This window comes from Pseudoalteromonas ulvae UL12 (genome assembly GCF_014925405.1).
GTDB classification, from domain to species: Bacteria; Pseudomonadota; Gammaproteobacteria; order Enterobacterales; family Alteromonadaceae; genus Pseudoalteromonas; species Pseudoalteromonas ulvae.
Genome location: NZ_AQHJ01000030.1, coordinates 39,716 through 63,868, shown reverse-complemented (window position 1 = coordinate 63,868; position 24,153 = coordinate 39,716). Strand labels below are relative to the sequence as shown.

Sequence of the window (24,153 nt, the reverse complement as noted above, 5' to 3'; positions counted from 1 at the left end):
TTGCCACGCCCTGTGCGCAAATCCTTTATTTTTTAAGCAGAATAAAGTGATAAATTAGCTTAAATAAGAATCAAACTGCAAAGATGGCAGCTATTGTAACGAGGATTACTGACAGATATAAGTCTATTTTTGTTATCGCCGTAATATTCATCACTTCAAAAAGGCGTTTGTTTTTAAATGGGGAAATAAAAAGGATCGACCACACGGTCGACCCTTTGTTCACGGTTATTGTAGCTCTAAATTTAACTCGTTTTAAAACGGCCAACTAAGCTGGATAAATTATTCGCCTGACAATTTAATTCTTGTGAAGACGTTTTAACCTGGATTGAGAGTGCCGCATTGGACTGTGCATATTCATCAATCGAACAGATACTTTCAGATACAGAGTCAGCGGCAAATTTTTGCTGATTCGCAGCTTGTGCAATCGATGCATTCATGAGGGATAAACTGGCGATAACATTCGAGACTTCCACCAATCGATTACGCACTTGTGAGACTAAATCAATCCCTGACTCTGCCATTGAAGCGGCGTGATCCATCGAAGTCACTGCAGTTCCCGCTGCGTTTTTTAACGAATTTATGCGGTTTTGAATTTCGACGGTACTGACTTGGGTTCTTGCTGCTAAGCTTCTGACCTCATCGGCAACGACAGAAAAACCTCGACCATGCTCACCTGCACGAGCCGCTTCAATTGCTGCATTTAAAGCCAGTAAGTTGGTTTGTTCTGCAATTTCGTCAATCACCACTAAAATAGAATTAATCTCATCAACTTCATTATTCAAATCTGATATAGCGATAGATGCCTCTTTCACCCCAGTGACCAGCTTGTCTATCTGCTGACGAGCTTGCTCTGCAAACTCGGCACTTTGCTTAGAAATCGAGTCGGCATTTTCTGATGAATCCGATGACTGCTCGGTATTCATGGCAACTTCACGAATAGAGGCATGGAACTGCTCAACAGCTGCGGCAACCATTTCAGTTTGTGCCTTTTGTTTAGCAGCAGAATCCATTGCTATTTCAGTGCTGCCACTTAACTGACAAGACGACGCGGCTAGATTTTCACTGGTACTTTTGATGTCTATGACCAAATCTCGGATAAACATATTGAATAAATTAAACGCTTTACCTAAATCGCCAATTTCATCTTTACGCTTTGCTTCTTCAAGCTGACGAGTTAAATCAGCTCCACCTGTGGCAATGTCTTTTAGGTTATTTATTAAGTGTTGTAATGGTTTTGTAATTGAGCGCGCGAAGAACCAACTCAATGAAAGTGCTATCAATGCGATCGTGAGAGTAACGGTTGATGTAATAATGACGATGTTATCAAGCAATACGGTCGCACTTGAAAGGGCCTCTTTTTTATCAATCTCACTCATAATAGCCCACGTCATGCCCCCAACTTGCAAGGGAGCAAACGCTGAAAAAACAGGCTCTCCTCGATAATCAATATATTCTTGGAATCCTGATAATCCCTGTAATGCTTGCTCTACTCCGGGGCTAGTAACAGGCAGAATACCTATTGCACTTTGCTTAGTTATTATCTTTTGAGCTGTCACGGCATCTGATTGCGATAAACCTGAAACAAACCCTTTAAAATCTTCAATTAAAAACCGACTTTCTGTGCGCAAAAGTTTATTTGGCCCTACTAGATATGTTTCGCCAGACTCTCCCATACCCACATTCGGCCAGTTACTGTTATTTGTCATGACCGCATTGATTCTATCAAGCGGCATTTGCAACGCTAATACGGCGATTACTTGGTTACCTCGATAGATAGGTGATGTTATAAAAGCAGCGTTGTCTAAATAAGAAGGCAAATACGGTGAAAAATCACTTAAATGCGTTTGATTTTTACTTAAAGTAAGTCCACTTTGAAATGCTTTTGCTAAACCACTATTTGCCAAAACACCTTGATTGAGTGGCATGGCAAAGTCGACCTCTTTATGAACGGAATAAACGACATTACTTGATGTTGCATCAATGATAAATAAGTCATAAAAGCCAAAGCGATCGATATAATCGCGAAATACAGGGTGATACACCTCATGCCAAGTTGAGTAAGCAGTATTGCTTGCATCCTTATTTAGCAGGTGTTTTTGTCCTAAAGGGTTGCTGTTACTCGCGATGTATTGCGTTTGCCAATACTGAGTGACTTGATCGACTCCCTGATAAAAAGCACGGCTATCAAATTGCGCATTGTTATTACGCTTTTCAAACTCTTTTTGAAAGGTATTGGTATAAAACTGAGGCAATGACGATTGTGATATTTGTGGGTCAATATCAAAAAAAGCTTGACTAAGGTGTTCTGCGGCATCGATTACCATAAGGTTGTTTGTGAGACTGCTTGCTTGGTTTTCGATATCTTTAAAATAGCTTTCGATCTGCTGTTTTTTCTGCTCGCGCAAAGCGGTCAGGGAGTTTTTACTGTCTTGAGTAGCTGAGGTTAAAACATTACTAATGGTGGTCTGCCCTAGCAATGCTGACAAGGTAATTAATGGCAATATCGCTAAAGCCATCATCATTAGGATGAGCTTAGTTCCGACTTTCATCTTTATTTCCTTTTCCATGACGAAAAAATACAACCGTGTATTAGTGAAAAAGTATGGATTAAATCTGTTCGTAAGCAAAAAAAGCAAGTTGTTATTTTTTCATGTTCCTTAAATATGGATTTTCAGGCATAAAAAAAGCCACCTGCTGGTGGCTTTTTATTCGGTATGCTTGTTACTTACGAAGTGTTTGAAGTACTTTTAACTGCGCAATTGCACGAGACAATTCAATCGCAGCTTCTGCGTAATCAAAATCAGCAGCATCCGCTTTAGACATGTGCTCTTCAGCACGACGCTTAGCTTCTAATGCAACCTGTTCGTCAAGATCTTCAGCACGTACAGCAATATCAGATAGTACAGTTACAACGTTTGGTTGAACTTCTAATGTACCACCAGCGATGTAGATCATCTCTTCATCACCATTTTGCTTAACAACACGTACCATACCTGGTTTAAGGGCTGTCAGTAATGGAGCGTGACCAGGGTAAATACCCAGCTCACCTTCACTACCTGAAACTTGGAGTGTTTCTACGCGACCAGAAAAAATAGTATTTTCTGCGCTAACTACATCCAAATGAACAGTCATAGCTGCCATATTAGCCTCCTAAATTACATGTTTTTAGCTTTTTCGATCGCTTCATCGATAGAGCCAACCATGTAGAATGCTTGCTCAGGAAGCGTATCATAGTCACCGTTTAAGATGCCTTTAAAGCCAGCAATAGTGTCTTTAAGTGAAACGTATTTACCTGACGCACCTGTAAATACCTCAGCAACGAAGAACGGCTGAGATAGGAAACGTTGGATTTTACGAGCACGAGATACTAATTGCTTATCTTCATCTGATAATTCGTCCATACCTAGAATCGCGATGATGTCTTTTAGTTCTTTATAACGCTGAAGAACTGTTTGAACACCACGAGCAGCATCATAATGTTCTTGACCAATTACTAATGGGTCAAGTTGACGAGATGATGAATCTAGTGGATCTACCGCTGGGTAAATACCCAGTGATGCGATATCACGAGAAAGTACAACTGTTGCATCTAAGTGAGCAAAGGTTGTTGCTGGAGATGGATCCGTTAAATCATCCGCTGGTACGTATACCGCTTGGATTGAAGTAATTGAACCAGTCTTAGTAGAAGCGATACGCTCCTGTAAAACACCCATCTCTTCAGCTAGTGTAGGCTGGTAACCTACCGCTGAAGGCATACGACCTAGAAGTGCTGATACTTCAGTACCCGCTAGCGTATAACGGTAGATGTTATCTACGAAGAAAAGTACGTCGCGACCTTCGTCACGGAACTTCTCAGCCATAGTTAGACCTGTTAAAGCAACACGTAAACGGTTACCTGGAGGCTCATTCATCTGACCGTAAACTAGCGATACTTTATCAAGTACGTTAGATTCGTTCATTTCGTGATAGAAATCGTTACCTTCACGTGTACGCTCACCAACACCAGCGAATACTGAGTAACCGCTGTGCTCGATTGCGATGTTACGGATAAGTTCCATCATGTTTACTGTTTTACCAACACCAGCACCACCGAATAGACCAACTTTACCACCTTTAGCGAATGGACATACAAGGTCGATAACCTTGATACCAGTCTCTAAAAGTTCGATAGAGCTTGATTGATCTTCGTAGCTTGGTGCTGCACGGTGAATAGACATACGCTCTTCTTCACCGATTGGGCCCGCTTCATCAATTGGGTCACCAAGTACGTTCATGATACGACCTAGTGTCGCTTTGCCTACAGGAACCTGAATCGCTGCACCTGTGTTTTCTACTGCTGCACCACGACGTAAACCGTCAGTAGTACCAAGTGCGATACCACGTACCACACCGCCACCTAGCTGTTGTTGAACTTCTAGAGTTAAACCAGCTAAATCGCCATCTGTAATTTTGACTGCGTCGTATACGGCAGGCACGCTATTTTGTGGAAATTCGATATCCACAACGGCGCCGATAATTTGGACGACCTTACCTAAACTCATGTCTATTCCTCTCGTTAAACTTTGCCAAAGCAGCTTAAACTGCCGCTGAACCTGCTACGATTTCACTGATTTCTTGTGTGATCGCAGCTTGTCGCGCTTTGTTGTAAATAAGCTGAAGCTCATCCATCAGGTCGCCTGCATTGTCTGTTGCAGCTTTCATTGCAACCATACGAGCAGCCTGTTCTGAGGCAGCATTTTCAACCACACCTTGGTATACTTGAGACTCAATGAAACGCACCAATAAAGCTTCTAAAATAGCTTCAGGGTTTGGTTCATATAAGTAATCCCATGTGTGAGCAGATACTTCTTTTTCAGCTTTTGGCAAAGGGAGTAACTGATCGATCGTTGGCTCTTGCTTCATTGTGTTAACAAATTTATTGTAAACAACAAATAAGCGATCTATTTTACCTTCACTGTATGCATCTAGCATAACTTTAACTGGACCAATAACATCCGATAATGAAGGCACATCACCTAAACCAGAAGTTTGTGCGAGTACATTTCCACCAAAACGATTAAAAAAGCCTGATGCTTTGTTGCCGATAGCAGCAAAATCAGCATCTACGCCTTTTTCTTTCCACGCTTTGATTTGTAGTGCAACTTGCTTGAACTCATTTGTGTTCAAACCACCGCACAGACCACGGTCTGTAGAAATGACGATATAACCAACTCGCTTCACTTCACGCTCTTCTAAGAAAGGGTGAGTAAAATCAAGATTAGCTTGAGCAATACGACCAATCACTTTACGTATACTGTCAGCGTATGGACGGCTTGAAGCCACACGGTCTTGTGCTTTCTTCATTTTTGAAGCAGCAACCATTTCCATTGCGCTGGTGATCTTTTGAGTATTTTTAATACTCCCGATCTTGCTTTTAATCTCTTTTCCGCTGGCCATGACCTAATCTCCGAATCAATCTAGGTGACCGAAGTCACCTAATTAATAACTTACCAAGTTTGCGTTGCTTTAAACTTCTCTAGAAGTTCTTTAAGCTGCGCTTCGATCTCGGCGTTGTAGTTACCAGTTTCGTTGATTAGAGCCATTAGCTCTGCGTATGTGCTATTTGCATAAGAAAGTAATGACGCTTCGAAATCCATGATTTTAGCGATTTCGATATCTTTAAGATAACCTTTCTCAGCAGCAAATAGAGACAGAGACATTTCAGCAACAGACATTGGTGAATATTGTTTCTGTTTCATTAGCTCAGTTACGCGCTCACCGTGCTCTAATTGTGCACGAGTTGCATCATCAAGATCTGAAGCGAACTGAGAGAACGCTGCTAGTTCACGATACTGTGCTAGCGCTAGACGGATACCACCACCTAGTTTCTTAACGATTTTAGTTTGAGCTGCACCACCAACACGCGATACCGAGATACCAGCATTTACAGCTGGGCGGATACCTGAGTTGAATAAGTCAGTTTCTAAGAAGATCTGACCATCGGTGATAGAGATAACGTTAGTCGGTACGAACGCAGAAACGTCACCACCTTGAGTTTCAATGATTGGCAATGCCGTCAATGAACCTGTTTTACCTTTCACTTCACCATTAGTGAACTTCTCAACGTAATCAGCGTTTACACGTGATGCACGCTCTAGAAGACGAGAATGAAGATAGAATACGTCACCTGGGTATGCTTCACGGCCTGGTGGACGCTTAAGTAGCAATGAGATTTGACGATAAGCAACAGCTTGCTTAGATAAATCATCATATACGATTAAGGCATCTTCACCGCGGTCACGGAAATATTCACCCATAGTACAACCAGCAAATGGTGCTAGGAATTGAAGTGCAGCAGACTCAGATGCAGAAGCAACCACTACGATAGTGTTTTCTAATGCGCCGTGCTCTTCTAATTTACGTACTACGTTTGCAATCGTAGATGCTTTTTGACCAACCGCTACGTACACACATTTAACGCCTGTACCTTTTTGGTTAATGATCGCATCGATTGCTAATGCTGTTTTACCAGTTTGACGGTCACCGATTACTAGCTCACGCTGACCACGACCAACTGGAATCATCGCATCAATAGATTTATAACCAGTTTGCACTGGCTCATCTACAGATTGACGCTCGATTACACCTGGTGCAATTTTTTCTACTGGTTCAAAACCGTCGTTATCTAACGCGCCTTTACCATCGATAGGAGCACCAAGTGTGTTAACAACACGACCTAGTAAGCCACGACCGACTGGCACTTCTAAGATACGACCAGTTGATAATACTTTTTGGCCTTCAGTTAGATCCGCATAAGGACCCATAACTACCGCACCTACTGAGTCGCGCTCAAGGTTTAATGCGATAGCAAAACGGTTGCCTGGAAGCTCAATCATCTCACCTTGCATACAGTCAGCTAGACCGTGAATGCGGATGATACCATCTGTAACAGATACAATTGTACCTTCGTTACGGGCTTCACTTACAACTTCGAACTGTTCAATACGTTGTTTGATCAGATCAGAAATTTCAGTGGAATTAAGTTGCATGCTCTTTCTTCCCAATTACGATTGAAGTGTTACGGCTAGGCGGTTTAATTTACCGCGAATAGAGCCATCAATGACAGTGTCGCCAGCCTTAATAATAAGACCTCCAACAACTGCAGCGTCTACACTACAATTCAGCTTAACTTTGCGTGCGAAACGTTTTTCAAGTGCCGCTACCAATGATTCCTGCTTGCTAGCAGTCAATTCCGTTGCAGAAACGACATTCACGTCAATTTCTTTATCAAAATCTGCTTTAAATTCAGCAAATAATGTAGCAACTTCAGGTAAGGCGACTAAACGTTTGTTCTCAGCCATTACTTTAACAAGGTTTTGGCCATATTCGTTGAGTTGCTCTGCACAAATCTTGATGAATACATCAGCTTGTTCAGAAGCAGTAGGTAAGCCAGCTAGAACAGCAGCTGCTTGCTCATTGCTGGCAACTTGGCCAGCAAAAAACAACATCTCGTTCCAGCTTTCTACAGCACCTTTTTCAACGGCAAGTTCAAAAGCCGCTTTAGCGTATGGGCGAGCGATAGTAGTCAATTCAGACATGCTCAGACCCTCCTAATTAAAGCTCAGCAACAAGTTTTTCAACGATGTCACTGTGAGCGGCTTCATTAATCTCGCGCTCAAGAATTCTTTCAGCGCCTAAAATAGCCAATGTAGAAACTTGCTTACGCAAATCTTCTCTTACACGGTTACGTTCAGCTTCAACTTCAGAATGACCTTGAGCAATGATACTTTCGCGCTCTTCGTGACCACGAGCAGTCTCTTCGTCAACAATTTGCGTCGCACGCTTTTTAGCTTGTTCAATGATATCAGCCGCTTGAGCTTTTGCTTCTTTAAGCTGTTCTGCAGCTTTCTTTTGCGCAAGTTCTAAGTCTTTTTCGGCTCTATCAGAGGCAGCTAAACCATCTTCGATTTTCTTCTGGCGAGCTTCAATTGCACCGTTTAATGGTGGCCATACGTACTTCATACAGAATAATACGAAGACCGTAAACGCAATTAATTCACCGATAAGAGTGGCGTTTAAATTCACAACCGCTCCTCCTTAAATAGTAAGCTGTTCAAAAAATAAAATTAAAGTACGAACAACAATACCATTGCGATACCAACACCAATCATTGCAACAGCATCGATTAGACCAGCAAGGATGAACATCTTAACCTGTAGTGAAGGAGCTAATTCAGGTTGACGAGCACATGCTTCTAGGAATTTACCACCCATGTTACCGAAGCCGATTGCAGTACCGATAGCACCAAAACCGATAAGTAGAGCAACTGCGATAAACTTAATTGCTTCAGGCATTGATAATACTTGTTCCATTTTTTTCTCCAAAGTTTCAATTGTAAATTAAAGTTAAATATTAAAAGTAAAAATTAGTGATTGTCTGAACTAGCCATACTTAGGTAAACAACCGTCAGCATCATAAATACAAATGCTTGAAGAACGATTACTAAGATGTGGAACACAGCCCAAATAAAGTGTAACGGTAGCTGGTATAAACCAACTGCGCCGATTAAGATGAAAATCAACTCACCAGCATATAAGTTACCGAACAAACGCAGCGCTAACGAGAAAGGCTTAGCCACTAGTGCAATTGTTTCTAGTAATAAGTTACAAGGGATTAAGAAAATCATTGCTAATTTATTGTTCGAGCTGAACGGGTGCAATGTAAGTTCTTTAACGAAGCCCATGATTCCTTTGATCTTGATTGAATAACCAATCATCAATAAGAACACACCTAACGCAAGTGCAGCTGTTAAGTTGATATCAGTTGTCGGTACGATTTTCATGTACACGTCATGTGAATCCATACCAAATGCAGTTTCACCAACGAAACCAGCAAATGCAGGTAAGAAATCAACTGGTATCAAGTCCATTAAATTCATTAAGAATACCCAAACGAAAATCGTTAAGGCTAATGGCGCAATCAGACTGCTTTTACCATGGTATGTATCGCGAACGTTGTCACCAACGAACTCTACGATCATTTCAATAAAACACTGAAATTTTCCAGGTACACCTGTTGTTGATTTTGTAGCGGCACTTCGGAAGATCCATAAAAATAAAAGACCTAAACCGATAGACCATGCGAGGGTATCTACATGCCATGTCCAGAATCCACTATCCGCACATGCTTTATTGAAGGCTAGACCGGCGTCGGTCGAGCACATCTTTGCATTCGTCAAGTGGTGCTGAATATGGCTAGATAGAGTAACTTCTTCTGCAGCCATGTTATATCCCAAAAGTTAATGATTAAAAAAAACGGGCGCGAACAATCCGATAAATAACACCAATACATAAGCACTGAAAAAAGGTAATAACATCACCGAGTAAAACTTAAGTACGAATGCAAACATTATGATTGTCAGCAAAAATTTTAATCCGTTGCCTCGTTTCAACGAGGCATACACTTGATTTGCGCGACTTGCACCCACATAACGGAATGCATAGAGCGCAAATACAAAATTAGGGAGTACTGCAACGAGGCCACCTGCACCTGCAGACAGTCCGGCAAGAACTCCCCAACCTAAAAAAACAAATACTGCACAAATTATTGCAACACTACTCTGAAAGGCAATTAATCTTAATGCTGCCATTCTAAATCGGTTTGTTAAATGATTGACCAATTACTAAACCCTGTTTGAATGACAATTAATCGTCAGAGTACAAAAAAACTGGCAAAATTATACCGATTTCTAGCAGTTTTGCAACTTGAGTGATACATAATTGCTGTAAATAAAAATAACTTAAACAGCCGATAAAGCCTGATATTTATTCACTTATCAGTTCAGAATTAATCCGCTCAATAATGCCATCGAGTTCTTCCAAACTGGTGTAACTGATCACCATTTTCCCTTTGCCTTTTTTGTTGTAACTAATCGCTACATTGGCACCTAAGTTGTCAGATAGTTGACGTTCTAGCTGTTCAACATCAGGGTCTTTAACCACTTCAGGTTTTTCTGGCACAGGCTCTAGAGTATTTTTGACCAGTTTTTCAGTTTCACGAACTGTTAACACTTTAGCAACGACAATTCGTGCCGTTTCAGATTGAATATCACCCGAAAGCGCAAGTAAACAACGGGCATGACCCATTTCAATATCGCCATATTCGAGTAATTTTTTGACATCGTCGTTAAGATTATTCAAACGAAGTAAGTTTGTCACTGTGGTACGTGATTTCCCAACAGCATCTGCAACTTGTTGATGTGTTAGTTCAAATTCAGTTAATAAGCGCTCTAATGCGACAGCTTCTTCCATTGCATTGAGATCTTCACGTTGAATATTTTCAATTAATGCAATAGCAACAGCCGCTTCATCAGGCACATCTTTAATCAAACAAGGAACAACTTCTAGCCCAGCTAATTGGGCGGCACGCCAACGTCGTTCACCAGCGATAATTTCAAAATTATTATCGGCAACTGTACGTACAACAATAGGTTGAATAATCCCTTGTGAACGAATAGAAGCAGCGAGTTCTTCAAGCGCTTCTTCCGACATATCTCGGCGAGGTTGATATTTACCAGATTTCAAAAATTCAATGGGTAATTTTTGCAGCTCACTGGTGGGTTGTTCAACAGCAGTATGCGATTGAGCTTGTTCTGACGCGGTTAATTCTTGCTCTGCAGCTGCGGCAGAAGGCGGCTTGGATGACATAAGCAAAGCATCAAGGCCTCTTCCTAGTCCACGTTTTTTTGCTGACATATTAGCATTACCTCTAATTTTTTATGCGACTGCTGATTTTATTTTTTCTTTGCGACGTAACATTTCACCGGCTAACGCTAAATAGGCTTTTGCACCTGAAGAAGAGCGATCATAATACATAGCGGGCGTACCAAAGCTCGGCGCTTCGGCTAAGCGAACATTACGGGGGATCACAGTGCGGTACACTTTCTCGCCAAAATGTTGTTTCAGTTGTTCAGATACATCATTAGCCAAACGATTTCGAGGATCGTACATGGTTCTTAGAATCCCTTCAATTTGTAACTTGGGGTTCACCAGTTTAGCTAATTGAGTAATGGTATCCATTAAGGCTGTGAGACCTTCGAGAGCATAATATTCACACTGCATAGGCACTAATACTGAATCAGCAGCGGCCATCGCATTAACAGTGAGCATGTTTAGTGAAGGAGGGCAATCGATAAAAATAAACTCATAGCGATCTCGAATGAGTTCAAGTGCATTTCTAAGGCGAACTTCTCGAGCAAATAATTCCATCAATTTAACTTCAGCGGCGGTGACGTCACCATTGGCTGCAATTAAATGATATTCACCCGAAGTGTCAGTTTGAATCACTTCATCAAACGGTTTTTCATCAACCAATAAATCATAAACGGTTGCAACATCAGAATATTTATCGACGCCACTCCCCATGGTTGCATTACCTTGAGGATCTAAGTCAATTAATAAGACTTTTCGTTTTGTTGCCGCCATTGAAGCAGCCAAATTAACCGCGGTTGTAGTTTTACCTACACCACCTTTTTGGTTAGCTATTGCGATGACTTTTGCCACAGTATCCCCTGACGCTTAGTCTTTTTTTAGTATTATTAGATGCCTTTCTGCATGTAACTCAGGCACATTGAGTGAGATGTCTTTTTCAAATTTAATTTGATTTGGTAAAGACGCTATCTCATCACTTGGATATTGCCCTTTTAAAGCAATAAACCGTCCTGAATGATCAATCAAGTGTCCACACCAGTCAACCATATCTTGAAGCGATGCAAAAGCTCGACTTAAAACACCATCTAGTTTAACAGGTGCTTGAAACTCTTCCACTCTAGATTGAACAGGAGAAATATTATTCAATCCAAGTTCATGTTTTACTTGAGTAAGAAAACGAACTCGCTTACCTAAACTATCAAGTAAGATAAACTGAGTGTCTGGTAGAGCAATTGCTAAAATCACACCAGGCAAACCAGGCCCAGTGCCAACATCGATATAATGTTTGCCTGATAAATGCGGTGCGACAACTAAACTATCGAGAATGTGTTTCACCATCATTTCATTTGGATCACGAACAGAAGTGAGGTTATATGCTTTGTTCCATTTATTGAGTAACTCAACGTATTTCACTAGCTGCTGTTTTTGCAGTTCTGTTAGCTCAATATCAGTTTGAGCTAACAGTTTATTTAATTTTTCGAGTAACACACTAAGCCTTAACTATTTATGTTATGCAAGTTTGCGGATCAAGCCTTGTTTCTTGAGATACACCAATAATAACGAAATAGCGGCTGGTGTGATACCAGAAATACGCGACGCTTGTCCGATGGTTTGCGGACGAACATCAGTTAATTTAGCGACAACCTCATTAGAAAGACCTGACACTGTTGAGTAATCGTAATCGGCAGGTAAAATCGTTTGTTCATGACGAAGCTGTTTTTCAATCTCTTCTTGCTGGCGACTGATGTAACCAGCATATTTAATTTGAATTTCAACTTGCTCAAGTGCTTGTTGATTATCACTTTGTGAGCTTAAACCTTCGATCTTAGTCAGTTCAGCATAACTTACTTCAGGACGACGGATCAGATCTTCTAAACTCGCTTCGCGGGATAATGGCGATTTTAATAAATTATTAACGGCGTCAATTTGTGGATGATCTTTATGGATCCACACTTCCTTTAAGCGTTGAGATTCTTTTTCTATCTCTTCTAATTTTTCGTTAAACGCAGCCCAGCGCTCATCATTGACTAAGCCCAATTCTCGGCCCTTAGCAGTTAGACGAAGATCGGCGTTATCTTCACGAAGTAATAAACGATATTCAGCACGGCTAGTAAACATTCGGTATGGTTCTTTTGTGCCTAAAGTTGCAAGGTCATCAATTAACACTCCAACGTATGCTTCATCTCTTCGTGGAGTCCATGCTTCTTTTTCTTGCACTTTTAACGCTGCGTTCATACCAGCGATCAAGCCTTGTGCACCGGCTTCTTCATAACCGGTTGTGCCATTTATTTGGCCTGCAAAGAATAACCCTTCAATAAACTTGGTTTCCAATGACTGTTTTAAGTCTCTTGGATCAAAGAAGTCATATTCAATAGCATAACCAGGGCGACAAATATGAGCATTTTCAAAACCTTCAATTGATTGCACTATTTGCAATTGCACATCAAAAGGCAAGCTAGTTGAAATACCATTTGGATATAACTCATGAGTGGTGAGTCCTTCTGGCTCAACAAAAATTTGGTGGCGATCTTTATCTGCAAAACGCATGATCTTATCTTCGATAGACGGGCAGTAGCGTGGGCCAATCCCTTCAATCACACCAGCATACATAGGAGAACGATCTAAATTTTTGCGAATAACATCATGTGTTTTTTCATTGGTATAGGTGATGTAACACGGGATCTGAGTTGGGTGATCACTTTGTTTACCCATAAATGAAAATACTGGCGTGGGTGTATCACCAGGCTGAGTTTGCATTTTAGTAAAATCAACCGTACGAGCATCGATACGTGGAGGAGTGCCTGTTTTTAAACGATCAACTCTAAACGGTAACTCGCGTAAACGATGAGCAAGTGCGATCGATGGTGGATCGCCTGCACGACCGCCACTGAAATTCTCCATGCCAATATGTATTTGACCACCTAAGAAAGTACCAACGGTTAGGACCACTGAACCTGATGAGAAACGCAATCCCATTTGTGTCACGACACCAATAACACGATCGTTTTCGACAACGAGATCATCACATGATTGTTGGAAGATCTTTAAGTTTTCTTGGTTTTGTAAGGTTTGCTGTATCGCTTCTTTGTAAAGTTTGCGATCTGCTTGAGCACGAGTTGCACGAACTGCAGGTCCTTTAGAAGAGTTTAATGTTCTAAATTGGATCCCACCTTTGTCTATTGCTTGGGCCATTGCGCCGCCTAAGGCGTCAATTTCTTTAACTAAATGGCCTTTACCGATCCCACCGATCGCTGGATTACATGACATTTGGCCAAGTGTATCCATGTTGTGAGTAAGCAACAGAGTATTCATTCCCATTCGAGCGGAGGCTAATGCGGCTTCTGTGCCTGCATGTCCACCACCTACTACGATTACATCGAAATGTTCATGAAAAATCATCTATCAGATCCTATTACAAAGTGTCAGCAAATTACGAAAGGGAGCGTATTCTACCTATAAATTTACAGAAGGGAAATGGTTAAATTTTACGCAGGATCTAAAGAAAAGATCTTATATAAAATAAAGGATCTTTTAGAGAGATCTTATTAGATCTTACTACTAGTGATCGCCATTTCTGTAGATAAGTTCTAATTCCTATATTAGATCATAGGTTTAAGTTAGATCTTATCTTGTTAATATGATCGGATCATCCGCTACATAAGCTCTGTTTAAATAGCTGTTTTATGCACAGGCCGATCGAGTGATTTTTTTATCCAGTGGATAGTGCATGTTAAAAATGCAGGATAATCAGTGTTTATACACAATCAGATCTAAAAATCGAATATATTGTGGATAAGCTATATAAAACGATCGTTTTGTTTTTTACCGTTAGAACGCTTCTAACCAAGTAGGTAACCATGCTAAAGCTGCATCTTCAGGTAATAACTCATCAAGTACATTGATTTCTAGCCTTTGGCCAATTCGTTTAGCACCTTGAAGCTGTAATAATTCATCTAGCTTTATAGCTGCATGGTTAAAGGTATCGTAACTACGATCACCTAAACCTATGACTCCATATTGCAAGCCTTCTAAAGATCCTCTTTCACTTAAACTAGTTGCAAATGCTTGGATATTATCAGGTAAGTCACCGGCACCATGTGTAGATGTACAGATTAACCAAATCGCATTTTCTGTAGGGATCGCTTCTGGCTCAGGAAATTCATGTATTTGGCTAGTTAAATTTGCTGCACTAAGGGCTTGGTGGATCTGATCGGCTGTGTACTCTGCCGATCCCATTTGACTACCAACTATGATGTGGATCGTTTTCATTATTATCTAACTTGTTTGCTAATAAGCTGATCATAAACAATTTAGCTTTTAAACAGAAGGTCTTCTGTGAGTATTAATAACTTTGTTTTGTGTATTATATGTACTACTTATAGCTATTTATATTTAAGTTTATGATTATATAGGTTTTATTATTATATTTTTTGATTTCTGATATTGATCAACTTGTGTATAAAGATGGGGAAAGATCTGATTAAAGTGTCATTAATTTGAGTGTAACTCAATAGAGAATGTTATTTAGCTTAGGTTTTACTGTGATTATAGAGCTTTCTATTGATAAAAAAGCCCATATAACAGCGCGCTATTATTCTTGTGGATAGATCCGATCATTACCTGTCATTAGGATCGGCTAATCTGCCTTATTTTTAGATCTAATAAGTAGTGGTTTAGATCTAAATGATATAGATAAAAGATAAATAATCATGATATTGAGGTTTAAAGCAGTGGGGTTGTGCTGTTTTAAGTGGTTTATCCCCGAATCTAATCGTAAAAAATCATTTATTATTTTTATCAATACTACATAATGAGCAAATGTCGTGTTTATTTTGAGTTTTTGTATGAGTGTGATCTTTCATCGGATCAAGGAAGGGGAGTTTATTCGGCTGGTTGAAGCACGTGGTATTGATGATCTTTTCATTCAAGAGTCGCAATTAACGCCCGATAAGTATCACTTACTAGGCATTAATACGCAAACAAAAATTGGCTATGTTGTTCGCCATGGTCGCACCGATACCATGAGAGAGTGGCGATTAGATATCTTAGCAGCTCTAATTAAGCGCTTAGGATTCACCCGTTTTAATGTCAAAATGAATCCATAAGCATTGGGTTTTTGTTTATATTGTTTTATTAAATTAGCTGTAAACTCATTTCTGGATGATCAAATAATGCAGTAAGATCGTTTTCCTTATACATTAAATTGGCTATTTGATGAATAAATGAGATGGTAGCATCAGATAATCCATTACCGATAGAAAGCCTATTTATGCCTAACAATGCAGCTTTTTGATAATTAATTAATGACTTTTGGGCCATTAAGTTGACAGGAATTGAGATAGATTGAATGACTTTTTCTATCACTTTTTCATCGTTCAGACCTGGAAGAAAGATCCCATCAGCTCCTGATAATTGATAGGTTGTGATACGACTTAAAGCATCATCAATACAATAATCATCAACTAAAAACACATCAGATCGAGCGTTAATGAAGAATTCAGAGTAGCCTTCATTTCTTAATACATGTTTTAATTTAGATAAAATTTCCGCTTGATCTTTCATTGAACGCAAAGAGTTACTGCATTTAGAAGAGTCTTCAATATTGATCCCAACAGCTCCTAAGCGCGCTATTTGTAATACATGCTCACAGATTTGTGCATGATCATCGCTGTATCCTGATTCTATATCAACAGTCACTGGTAGCTTTACCGCACTAATAATGCGTCGAGTTTGTTCTAAAAAGGTCTCAAAATCACACTGTTCTGAATCGTTTTGACCTCGTGCATTGGCCATTCCCCAGCTAGTCGTCCCTAATGCTTTAAATCCGACTTGTTCAAGTATAATAGCTGAAAGAGGATCCCAAGCATTGGGTAAAATAAACGGTTTTTCACCTAAGTGTAGATTTTTAAAGAATGTATAGTGATTCATCTGCATATCCAGTTTTAAAAAGAATCACTATACTGAGTTGGGTTTTATTCGGCTGGCCATTAACGGTAGTGAAGGGAAGTGTTTGAGGATGAAGAAACAGGCGCTTAACGCGCCTTGATAGAGATGGTTATTACTTGCCGATACAATAAGTAAAAATTACAATAAAAACAGTAGGTTTATCTTTTGTTAGTGGGTCTGTGGTGGCCCACTTTCGCATTAGAAAATATCTTGCAAGTAAACTAAAGGAAAGTAAGCCCGATCACCAAGTTTAATCATCGATAGTTTATAGATGCTTTCCTGTTAAGAGCTTTTGCTGAATGCTTGATGAAATCACTCAGATCATCACTACTTTCAACCTTATTACTAAACAGCCAGTCATCTAGTTCTAATCGATTAAAAATGATTCTTCTCCCATTGGGTTTTGAATGAGGAATGATCCCTGCGTGAGTAAGTTTATAAATGTAGCTTTTAGCTAACCCCGTATAGATCACGCATTCATCTACGGTAAGGTTAGATACATTACTTAGATAGCTTTTTATCTGTACTTTTTCTAGTAAAGTCATCTTTTCAACATTACTTGGTCTGTCATTATTGCTCACGTTCATGGTCTACTCTCTAAAATTTCTTGGGAAAACGGGAATATTGGGAAAATCAAATTAATTCATCACTTTAAGTTGGGAAATAAACTTGGGAAAGTGTCTCATCTAAAGCTAAATCAGCCACAATTTGTTGTGGTAGCACCTTAAAGTAGCGACCTCCAGGTGGCCCACCTGCGATTACTTTCTTGAATGTTCCTCGACCTTCACGACTTTCCAACCAATGATTTTTACACATTAGTTTAATCGTATGAGAAATATCAGCTTTATAACTAACCTTTAATCCTTTCATAAATGCATCACGAGTTATGAACCAAGCAATCTGGCCATCTTTTTCTATCGCGTAGCCGAAGTTATCACCCAAAAACTTACCTTCAGGTAATAATTTTCGTCGCCAAAGTTTTAATGCAGCTGGTAATTGTTTTATCAACTTGTCATCTTCTGAATCACTAGAAGAGCCACGTATTTCGAGCCAAGCATCAAAAGCTTCTTTTGCGCTTTTTTCAGCAAGGCCTTTAGGCCAAGGCATAAGCCCAGCTGAAGCAGCCAATTCACCACTCACACCATGTAACGCAAATCTTTTTGCTGCTTCAATAACCTGATTGCCATTATTTTCTTTTGTTATTTCCCAATGGGTTAACATCGCTTTGATATTGCGATTTAAAAGAGTAGGGAGATCATCAATAGTGCTTAAGTACTCAACCCATTGTGGCATAACAGTGCCGTGATTTTCGTTAACGGCTTTCCAAATAGATTCAGAAAAGTCATTCATGTTGTTATGACCATAAAGATCGTCATAAGCACCGTGTTGTCTTTGGGCTGGTACTTCTAAAAAGCGGATTTCTTGACCTGCTTTTACGCCTTTATGTATTGATGAAAGTTTTTCTTCAAGTCCCATCTCACCGGTACTTAAAAAGATAAGTCGCCACTTTTTTCGCTGGCTTTGGGAGCCATCTTTATTACTGCGTGATTTTGACATTCCATTAGCTATTGTATAAATGGACTGATCGACGACCTCAGGGTCTACCTGATGCAGTTCATCTAAGCAAAGCAGTAAGTTATTGTGTTCTACCGCTATTGCTTCTAACCCATTAGCAGTGCTTCTCCATGCATAATAGAAGTCAGTACCTGAGTACAAGCTTGCTGCCATGATTAAGATCGTTGTTTTAGATACTTTGGACTTACCAAATAAGTGAACACCACAACTGGGCCAATTTAACCAGTGAAGTAGTGGGGCACATAAGCCTGTGCAAACAGTAAATGCAAGCAATAGATTATTTATACAGAGACTACCAACCTCTTTTTGCCAACTAGATAATGTACCTGCGGAACTTAAAAAATCAGCTTCTTTTGTGCCTGAGTAAATAACTTGCTCTGCTCCATTACTTACGGACCAACTGGGTGTAACAAAGCTATTATTAAGCCAGCCTGTTTGAGTCGAGCTTTTATATCGTTTCTCTGGCCTTGCTTGAATAAGGTAGGAAGTTATTGGGTCCCAAATACCTTTACGGCTTGATAGTGCAAGCCCTGTATCCACAAGCAATTCTTTTAACACCTTACCTTGATCATTAATTATGTGGCGTCGTGGTATCAGCTTACGTATGCAAATACCGTCTAAATTTTTCCACTCAACAAGCAAGCCGTAGTCTCGAGTACTGTTACCTCCTCTTGAAATGCCAAGTACTTGAATTGGGCCACACAAGAACCTTGGTTCTGAGTCGGCTGTTGGGGTGTAAAATAAACCCTTATCTCTAAGCTCAAACATAATAAAGCTCCTTTACTTTGATTTCTTTTAGTTTCGTTTGGAGTTATTTGAGCAGGAAATTTCATAGAATGCTGAGAGAAACTAGGGGGAGTTTCAGTGGGTTTTTCTGGCCTTTAAAAATAAGGCTTCCGGAAAAGTCAAGAGGTAATTTTTCCCGAATTTGGTATGAAAATGCTGCTTTTGAACGTAAAAAATTAGGCATGCCTAATTTTTTGCTTGAAAGATTGGATATCAGTTCGAGTTAATTGAGGGTTTTTCGATTTAAATGGAATAGAACAGCAAAAAATATCACCGTCGCTAGAATTAGGGCACATCCTGTTAGTAAAGGAGCCATAGCTATATTTTCCCCTCTTTAATTGCTTCAAATAAATCATGCTTCAATTTGTCGTAGTGGCGAGTCGCACGAATAGCCAGTACCATTAATACCCACATTTGAAACCATTCATAATCAGTCATAAGTACACCTTAATGTCTTGTATTACCTAAATAGATATTACCTTCCCAATTGCAAAGCTCTAAAATCCAGTTACTAATTTTCAACCGTTTAGTTGGATTAAGGCCTGTGAAAGGAAAGAAAATCTGAGCGCTACGATTTTTAAATGCGGAAAAGGACTCCAGTCGAATATCCCAAATATCGTCATGCTCATTCATTACATTAAATGCAAACGCTTTTTGTGTGGTTAAAGCAATAAACATCTCTTCTTCCGTTTCATTGCGAAGATTAAGCTCTAAACCTAATGGTTCACACTCATCCTCGATACCTGCTAAGCGGATCTTCAGCTCATCATATACAGGCTTAAATGGCCAAAGCTCTTTATTTGTCATTATTTCCCCTTTTAAAATTAGGCATGCCTAATTTACAGATAGGTATCGTAGAGCTCGCCACGAGCTTGAACGTCTTCAGCTTCTGCGCGAGTCATCTCTTCACCATCGGCAATAATGTTACCCATACCATCATCCAATTCATCTAGCTGGTCATTTTCTTCAGAAACTGATAGCAAAACATCAGCAACACCTAGTGCCACCAACCCTGTTACTTTTAACGCTTTTTTCCACATACGAGACTCCTAAAATTAGGCATGCCTAATTCGAACGATAATTGAGCTTACTTTTAGTTAAGTTGAATAGGGGAAGTAAATCAATAAGATATGTCTCACAGTGTAAAGTGGAATAAATAATTCATTGATATTTCAATTGGTTATTTATGTTTTTCATAAAAACAGCTTATTTTTTATATCAATTTAAACTTACTCAGTTTTGTACTAATAGTGTGGGGACGAAGAAACTAAACATAGGAAATATGCTAATTTATAGTATCTTGTTCATTAGCTATAAAAATATAAGGAAAACAAAGCGACATGGAATCTAAAACCGCTAAATATACTTTTTGGGGAGCTGTGATAGCAGCATTTATAACTGGTAGTATTGCTTTGTATGTTCATCTAGATGGCAAGGCTGCTGAAAATAAAGAAGTAAATGTTACTGGTAAGTTAGAAAAACCTAATGACGCTGCAAGACTTGCAATATCAAACGCCTATGTGCCTCCTGTGAATACATCTATTGATTCAGCGTTTTTTGTCGAGGTTATTAACTACTCTCAAATCACCGCTAAAGACGTGAATATAAAAATTAACTTTGGAGAGTCATCAGTTTCAAAATGCGAAACGCTGCCTGAAAATAAGTTTTTTGAAGAAAAAGAGTTAAAAAATAGCATAATCAATATTTCTGTCGAAGAAATTTTAGGCAGTGATAGCTTTTACATCTATTGCCTAATATCGCATCCAGTTTTTGATTCCATATTAGTTACGGGATCAAATTTATACTCAAATGCATTATTTGACTATGGTCAGCAAAAGCCATTAGAGATAGAAAGAACCTCGGGGTTTGTTACTTTCTTTAAAGTAATAGCATCTATTGTAGCACTTATATTTATCGGCTATTTCACCATATTAGTGATTTCGATACTAAACAATAAATTTAAAAAATTTAGCTGATTAATAGAAGCCTGAAAATTATGGCTAATCTTAAAATACAGCTAAGACAATGATTGAGCGATTTGGCATGCCAAATCGCTAGCTACCCAGGTATGCATAGGTTATCTTCAAACGTTCATGACCTAACTCTTGGCTAATTTGCTCACGGACTTTGGTATCGTGCTCATAATTGGTTGGCGACAGCTCTCTTCTATGCGGGCCACCGTCGGCAGGGCATTTCCAATCTGTAAGCTCTAAATAACGCTCCCTTGCGTAATGGTGACGCAATCCGTGATTTTTATTTAATCCAACTCGAATTGTTTCGCGGTCGTACTGTTCCATTTGTGACTTATAGTTCTTGTCAGGTTCGATAAGTGCGCCTTTGGTAACGGCAGCAATATCACGAATGAGCTGTCGTTGAGATTCTTTTAAGATCGGAATTTTGCGGTATTTGCCACCCTTAGCCCATGAGCCTTTTATTTGCAGAGTGTTAGCGTTTATCAAAGCATAGGATAAGCTAAATTTCATACACTCCTCTTTTCTAAGCCCAAATTCTTGCTGCAAACGCAGGGAAAGCTTGATTAATTCACTCTTGATCTTGGCATGCTTATCCATGTCTAACGTTTTTGACTTGCCAATGGGGTTGTTGCGAACTTTTGGAATGCCGTAATCATCATTGCTACGTGAACAGATATTAGGTTTACCTATTTTTACGGCAATCCAACGCAGTGCGGCCATTCTGTTTTTTATTGTTTTTGGTGCTAAACCTTCATCTTGCCAACGCGTTACAAGGTGATTGATATGTTTGGTTTTAAGGCCGGACGGGTCTTTTAATCTATAACCATGGCTAAGTAGCTGTGCTGCTGCAAGGTTTAAAACGTTGCTTCGTGTAGCTCGGGTGCTAAAGCTGCTTTCGCGGTGTGTGTCGTTCACCATTTGGTGAAGTCGATATCCTAATTGGCTCATTTCATGTTCCTCATAAATTTAAAAAGTAATTTTGAAAGTATTGAGAAAAACACCAAACCAAAGACCAGGGGGCGAAACGCCAAAATAGGTAAGTTTTAAAGCCATATGAACGGTGCGTAACCGAGCATATTGTCATAAGACATAAAGGCTAACTGGTCTAAAGCAACAAAGCTGAGCCGTGTGATTTCTGTTGAAATACAGCGCGAACTACTGTGGTTTATATTTGTGTTGTTTATAGGGGGTTGGTCGTATGACCCATAATGCTGCGAGTGCAGCTCCTCAGGAACGTGTTGCGGGCAGTGAATACGCCCTTTTTCTTTGTGCTCATTTCGAGCTAGTTCATAATTAAAATTATCACAGCGATCAGAGATTGCAACATCTTTTTGACGCGCTCAAATCTCCATCCCTCTTCTGGCCCTGCAATTTTTCAAGGCGGATTGGGTGTCGAGGCATCATGAGCAGTGGCCTCGACGGGCGACTCTGCGAGTCGTCCCTACCTCTTTCGAGTAGGGACGACTCAAACAGTAAAATGTAGTTAATTGAATGGGAAGTATGAATTTTTAATCAGATATTACGATGAATAACTGTAAAAAGAGCATCACAAAATATGATGCTCTTAAATTTAAGCAAATAGTCTTTCGGTCACTATTTTGGGAGTGTGTTTATTTTTTATTTCTTGAGAGGTAAAGCCTAAGTGTTCATAAACATTACCACCAATACCAGGAACAACCTCATTAGTTGAGCTATCCCTGATTTCGTCTTTAGCGAAATATTCAAAAATAAACTTTGCAGAAATTTCATCAGGAAATTCAAGTTTAAGCTTTCTCTCAGCATCTTTATGAATAACTGGCGCAACAACAAAAATTGTTTTTGGCTGCATAGATTCAATTAAAGCTGTCAAGTTGGTCTTCACAACACATGAACCAGAAATGATAGACTTTACAACTATCAGATTATCAGATTTTTCCGCACCAGACTCGATGAACTTTTTAATTATCGGCGCAGTACTTGGTGAACCCTTTACAGGAGTGCTGTGATGGTTCCAGAAACAAGCTAGTTTTATGTCCGAAACTTTACCTAATAGATTATCAATTAGACCTTTAGACAAAAAATCTGCATCTTCAGCGGTTGAAGCTACACAGTATGAATTCGAGCTCTTTAACCGAGGGGCGAGATTTTCACCTAAGCTATTGCCGAGTAAATACATCAACTCTTGGTACTTTGATGTAGTCACATCATGAGCAAGCAAGCCCTCTAAGTTTGATACTGCATCAGGGCATGTATTAATTTTATACATTCTATTTTTCATTCTAGTATCCCCAATGAGTATAGTTCCATAAAATTAGTAGGATTTGATTCTAAAATTACCTGGTTGAATGAACTTAATGCATCCTCACCGTCAATACCTACAAATCCCTCTAATCTACCCTTATCAGAAGAATAGACGTAAGTCAATTTATTATCAAGTGTTTGGTACGAAAACCCAGTTATATTATTCAGGATTTCAACTGCGCGCGAGTCTAGCATAATTTGCTTATTAAATGAACGTAAAAATTCAGGCTTGATTGCTCTAACCTCATCTAAAAAGTCGTGGACGTCGCAGTAAGTCCCTTTGTAGTTTTCCCATACACCTTTTACTACCGTATGGAGATGAGTTAATTTATCTATTTCGTCTGAGATACTTATGTTAGAAAGTGCTTCTCTAAGTTCGTGTTGCTCTAATAATGCAGTATTAATATTATCAATGTCTTTAAAAAGAACACAATGTGTATGGGTTCTTATATTTTCTGGAATTTCATTGTTTAAGCTGTTAAAAGTATCCTCGCAACTTAATGTTAAAATTGTTTGCGGATTAGTAATTCCGTTTTTTTCATCCAAGCGAAAATGAAAATGAAAGTCTATTGCAATAGGATGTTTCCCTGTTGTCCAAGATATGTTTGAACTATTTTTTAATTGAAAGCTTTGCTTCTGATTCAATGTTGTGTTGTGAATGACAAAATCATCAACAAAGTTAGGAACTTGGCTACCGAATAAAATTTGCTGTGAAGCTTGGTTATCTAGTATTTCGTGAATAGACTCTGATAGTTTAAATACCGCAAAGTTTGATTCGTAGCGGCTCCCTTTTTCGTTGCTTTTGCCACCACTTAATTTATTTTTAAGATACTTTGCTTCGTTTTCACCGAGTAACTGTTTTGCTTGATCTATAATTTCACTTTCGGTCATCAAATGTCTATCCA

Annotated in this window: 25 protein-coding genes; 2 read left to right on the top strand and 23 right to left on the bottom strand. The window is 39.4% G+C overall.

Features of this window, described 5'->3' with window-relative positions; translation table 11 throughout:
• Nucleotides 1-242 precede the first annotated feature (242 nt).
• The 15 genes from PULV_RS13910 to PULV_RS13840 all read right to left on the bottom strand — a co-directional run bounded on the left by PULV_RS13910 (nucleotide 243) and on the right by PULV_RS13840 (nucleotide 14,957).
• Complete coding sequence (locus tag PULV_RS13910; protein WP_193332026.1) at nucleotides 243-2,549, bottom strand: methyl-accepting chemotaxis protein; 2,307 nt, start codon at nucleotides 2,547-2,549, stop codon at nucleotides 243-245.
• Nucleotides 2,550-2,721: 172 nt separating this feature from the next.
• Entirely contained in the window at nucleotides 2,722-3,141 is a 420-nt protein-coding gene (locus PULV_RS13905; protein ID WP_086745789.1) for a F0F1 ATP synthase subunit epsilon, read from the bottom strand.
• Nucleotides 3,142-3,155: 14 nt separating this feature from the next.
• Complete coding sequence (gene atpD, locus PULV_RS13900) at nucleotides 3,156-4,541, bottom strand: F0F1 ATP synthase subunit beta (RefSeq protein WP_086745790.1); 1,386 nt, start codon at nucleotides 4,539-4,541, stop codon at nucleotides 3,156-3,158.
• A 34-nt stretch (nucleotides 4,542-4,575) separates the two neighbouring features.
• A complete protein-coding gene (gene atpG / locus PULV_RS13895; RefSeq protein WP_086745791.1) occupies nucleotides 4,576-5,436 on the bottom strand; it encodes a F0F1 ATP synthase subunit gamma in 861 nt (286 codons plus the stop codon).
• A gap of 50 nt (nucleotides 5,437-5,486) precedes the next feature.
• Entirely contained in the window at nucleotides 5,487-7,028 is a 1,542-nt protein-coding gene (gene atpA, locus PULV_RS13890) for a F0F1 ATP synthase subunit alpha (RefSeq protein ID WP_086745792.1), read from the bottom strand.
• A 15-nt stretch (nucleotides 7,029-7,043) separates the two neighbouring features.
• Nucleotides 7,044-7,577 carry a F0F1 ATP synthase subunit delta gene (atpH, locus tag PULV_RS13885; RefSeq protein ID WP_086745793.1) on the bottom strand — a complete coding sequence of 178 codons (534 nt, stop codon included), beginning with the start codon at nucleotides 7,575-7,577 and terminating at the stop codon, nucleotides 7,044-7,046.
• A 16-nt stretch (nucleotides 7,578-7,593) separates the two neighbouring features.
• Entirely contained in the window at nucleotides 7,594-8,064 is a 471-nt protein-coding gene (atpF, locus tag PULV_RS13880) for a F0F1 ATP synthase subunit B (RefSeq protein WP_086745794.1), read from the bottom strand.
• 41 nt (nucleotides 8,065-8,105) lie between these two features.
• Nucleotides 8,106-8,351: a F0F1 ATP synthase subunit C gene (gene atpE, locus PULV_RS13875; RefSeq protein ID WP_054206604.1), complete on the bottom strand. Its 246-nt coding sequence runs from the start codon at nucleotides 8,349-8,351 to the stop codon at nucleotides 8,106-8,108.
• A gap of 53 nt (nucleotides 8,352-8,404) precedes the next feature.
• The gene (gene atpB / locus PULV_RS13870) at nucleotides 8,405-9,262 is read right to left on the bottom strand and encodes a F0F1 ATP synthase subunit A (protein ID WP_086745795.1); all 858 of its coding nucleotides are present in this window, start codon (nucleotides 9,260-9,262) and stop codon (nucleotides 8,405-8,407) included.
• A 15-nt stretch (nucleotides 9,263-9,277) separates the two neighbouring features.
• The gene (locus PULV_RS13865; protein ID WP_176365253.1) at nucleotides 9,278-9,658 is read right to left on the bottom strand and encodes an ATP synthase subunit I; all 381 of its coding nucleotides are present in this window, start codon (nucleotides 9,656-9,658) and stop codon (nucleotides 9,278-9,280) included.
• Between the two features lie 145 nt (nucleotides 9,659-9,803).
• Nucleotides 9,804-10,733 (bottom strand): ParB/RepB/Spo0J family partition protein, encoded by a 930-nt coding sequence (locus PULV_RS13860; protein ID WP_086745797.1) that lies wholly within the window; start codon nucleotides 10,731-10,733, stop codon nucleotides 9,804-9,806.
• 21 nt (nucleotides 10,734-10,754) lie between these two features.
• Complete coding sequence (locus PULV_RS13855) at nucleotides 10,755-11,540, bottom strand: ParA family protein (RefSeq protein WP_086745798.1); 786 nt, start codon at nucleotides 11,538-11,540, stop codon at nucleotides 10,755-10,757.
• 15 nt (nucleotides 11,541-11,555) lie between these two features.
• The gene (rsmG, locus tag PULV_RS13850; RefSeq protein WP_086745799.1) at nucleotides 11,556-12,176 is read right to left on the bottom strand and encodes a 16S rRNA (guanine(527)-N(7))-methyltransferase RsmG; all 621 of its coding nucleotides are present in this window, start codon (nucleotides 12,174-12,176) and stop codon (nucleotides 11,556-11,558) included.
• A 21-nt stretch (nucleotides 12,177-12,197) separates the two neighbouring features.
• A complete protein-coding gene (gene mnmG, locus PULV_RS13845) occupies nucleotides 12,198-14,087 on the bottom strand; it encodes a tRNA uridine-5-carboxymethylaminomethyl(34) synthesis enzyme MnmG (RefSeq protein WP_086745800.1) in 1,890 nt (629 codons plus the stop codon).
• 429 nt (nucleotides 14,088-14,516) lie between these two features.
• Entirely contained in the window at nucleotides 14,517-14,957 is a 441-nt protein-coding gene (locus PULV_RS13840) for a flavodoxin domain-containing protein (RefSeq protein ID WP_086745801.1), read from the bottom strand.
• Nucleotides 14,958-15,532: 575 nt separating this feature from the next.
• Here PULV_RS13840 and PULV_RS13835 point away from each other — a divergent pair.
• Nucleotides 15,533-15,793: a hypothetical protein gene (locus PULV_RS13835; protein WP_193332025.1), complete on the top strand. Its 261-nt coding sequence runs from the start codon at nucleotides 15,533-15,535 to the stop codon at nucleotides 15,791-15,793.
• Nucleotides 15,794-15,821: 28 nt separating this feature from the next.
• Here the strand turns inward: PULV_RS13835 and PULV_RS13830 are convergent, their stop codons facing one another.
• From PULV_RS13830 to PULV_RS13810, 5 genes are all read right to left on the bottom strand, one after another.
• Nucleotides 15,822-16,616, bottom strand: a complete 795-nt coding sequence (locus tag PULV_RS13830; RefSeq protein WP_193332024.1) for an isocitrate lyase/PEP mutase family protein — start codon at nucleotides 16,614-16,616, stop codon at nucleotides 15,822-15,824.
• Between the two features lie 272 nt (nucleotides 16,617-16,888).
• Entirely contained in the window at nucleotides 16,889-17,221 is a 333-nt protein-coding gene (locus PULV_RS13825; protein WP_193332023.1) for an excisionase family DNA-binding protein, read from the bottom strand.
• Between the two features lie 64 nt (nucleotides 17,222-17,285).
• Nucleotides 17,286-18,977 carry a DUF927 domain-containing protein gene (locus PULV_RS13820; protein ID WP_193332022.1) on the bottom strand — a complete coding sequence of 564 codons (1,692 nt, stop codon included), beginning with the start codon at nucleotides 18,975-18,977 and terminating at the stop codon, nucleotides 17,286-17,288.
• A gap of 465 nt (nucleotides 18,978-19,442) precedes the next feature.
• Entirely contained in the window at nucleotides 19,443-19,802 is a 360-nt protein-coding gene (locus tag PULV_RS13815) for a hypothetical protein (protein WP_193332021.1), read from the bottom strand.
• Nucleotides 19,803-19,834: 32 nt separating this feature from the next.
• Nucleotides 19,835-20,035 (bottom strand): hypothetical protein, encoded by a 201-nt coding sequence (locus PULV_RS13810; protein WP_193332020.1) that lies wholly within the window; start codon nucleotides 20,033-20,035, stop codon nucleotides 19,835-19,837.
• Between the two features lie 300 nt (nucleotides 20,036-20,335).
• Between PULV_RS13810 and PULV_RS13805 the strand changes: the two genes are divergently transcribed.
• Nucleotides 20,336-20,971 (top strand): hypothetical protein, encoded by a 636-nt coding sequence (locus PULV_RS13805; protein WP_193332019.1) that lies wholly within the window; start codon nucleotides 20,336-20,338, stop codon nucleotides 20,969-20,971.
• Between the two features lie 78 nt (nucleotides 20,972-21,049).
• Here the strand turns inward: PULV_RS13805 and PULV_RS13800 are convergent, their stop codons facing one another.
• The 3 genes from PULV_RS13800 to PULV_RS13790 all read right to left on the bottom strand — a co-directional run bounded on the left by PULV_RS13800 (nucleotide 21,050) and on the right by PULV_RS13790 (nucleotide 24,139).
• Nucleotides 21,050-21,916, bottom strand: a complete 867-nt coding sequence (locus PULV_RS13800) for a phage integrase N-terminal domain-containing protein (protein ID WP_193332018.1) — start codon at nucleotides 21,914-21,916, stop codon at nucleotides 21,050-21,052.
• A 622-nt stretch (nucleotides 21,917-22,538) separates the two neighbouring features.
• Nucleotides 22,539-23,225 (bottom strand): hypothetical protein, encoded by a 687-nt coding sequence (locus PULV_RS13795; protein ID WP_193332017.1) that lies wholly within the window; start codon nucleotides 23,223-23,225, stop codon nucleotides 22,539-22,541.
• Nucleotides 23,222-24,139, bottom strand: a complete 918-nt coding sequence (locus PULV_RS13790; protein ID WP_193332016.1) for a hypothetical protein — start codon at nucleotides 24,137-24,139, stop codon at nucleotides 23,222-23,224. The genes PULV_RS13795 and PULV_RS13790 overlap by 4 nt, the downstream gene beginning before the upstream one ends.
• Nucleotides 24,140-24,153: the final 14 nt, after the last annotated feature.

Bases quoted from the DNA above. Each gene is read 5' to 3' on its own strand.
- PULV_RS13910 (WP_193332026.1), bottom strand. From the start codon at position 2,549: ATGAAAGTCGGAACTAAGCTCATCCTAATGATGATGGCTTTAGCGATA.
- PULV_RS13905 (WP_086745789.1), bottom strand. From the start codon at position 3,141: ATGGCAGCTATGACTGTTCATTTGGATGTAGTTAGCGCAGAAAATACT.
- atpD (WP_086745790.1), bottom strand. From the start codon at position 4,541: ATGAGTTTAGGTAAGGTCGTCCAAATTATCGGCGCCGTTGTGGATATC.
- atpG (WP_086745791.1), bottom strand. From the start codon at position 5,436: ATGGCCAGCGGAAAAGAGATTAAAAGCAAGATCGGGAGTATTAAAAAT.
- atpA (WP_086745792.1), bottom strand. From the start codon at position 7,028: ATGCAACTTAATTCCACTGAAATTTCTGATCTGATCAAACAACGTATT.
- atpH (WP_086745793.1), bottom strand. From the start codon at position 7,577: ATGTCTGAATTGACTACTATCGCTCGCCCATACGCTAAAGCGGCTTTT.
- atpE (WP_054206604.1), bottom strand. From the start codon at position 8,351: ATGGAACAAGTATTATCAATGCCTGAAGCAATTAAGTTTATCGCAGTT.
- atpB (WP_086745795.1), bottom strand. From the start codon at position 9,262: ATGGCTGCAGAAGAAGTTACTCTATCTAGCCATATTCAGCACCACTTG.
- PULV_RS13860 (WP_086745797.1), bottom strand. From the start codon at position 10,733: ATGTCAGCAAAAAAACGTGGACTAGGAAGAGGCCTTGATGCTTTGCTT.
- mnmG (WP_086745800.1), bottom strand. From the start codon at position 14,087: ATGATTTTTCATGAACATTTCGATGTAATCGTAGTAGGTGGTGGACAT.
- PULV_RS13840 (WP_086745801.1), bottom strand. From the start codon at position 14,957: ATGAAAACGATCCACATCATAGTTGGTAGTCAAATGGGATCGGCAGAG.
- PULV_RS13835 (WP_193332025.1), top strand. From the start codon at position 15,533: ATGAGTGTGATCTTTCATCGGATCAAGGAAGGGGAGTTTATTCGGCTG.
- PULV_RS13830 (WP_193332024.1), bottom strand. From the start codon at position 16,616: ATGAATCACTATACATTCTTTAAAAATCTACACTTAGGTGAAAAACCG.
- PULV_RS13825 (WP_193332023.1), bottom strand. From the start codon at position 17,221: ATGAACGTGAGCAATAATGACAGACCAAGTAATGTTGAAAAGATGACT.
- PULV_RS13820 (WP_193332022.1), bottom strand. From the start codon at position 18,977: ATGTTTGAGCTTAGAGATAAGGGTTTATTTTACACCCCAACAGCCGAC.
- PULV_RS13815 (WP_193332021.1), bottom strand. From the start codon at position 19,802: ATGACAAATAAAGAGCTTTGGCCATTTAAGCCTGTATATGATGAGCTG.
- PULV_RS13810 (WP_193332020.1), bottom strand. From the start codon at position 20,035: ATGTGGAAAAAAGCGTTAAAAGTAACAGGGTTGGTGGCACTAGGTGTT.
- PULV_RS13805 (WP_193332019.1), top strand. From the start codon at position 20,336: ATGGAATCTAAAACCGCTAAATATACTTTTTGGGGAGCTGTGATAGCA.
- PULV_RS13800 (WP_193332018.1), bottom strand. From the start codon at position 21,916: ATGAGCCAATTAGGATATCGACTTCACCAAATGGTGAACGACACACAC.
- PULV_RS13795 (WP_193332017.1), bottom strand. From the start codon at position 23,225: ATGAAAAATAGAATGTATAAAATTAATACATGCCCTGATGCAGTATCA.
- PULV_RS13790 (WP_193332016.1), bottom strand. From the start codon at position 24,139: ATGACCGAAAGTGAAATTATAGATCAAGCAAAACAGTTACTCGGTGAA.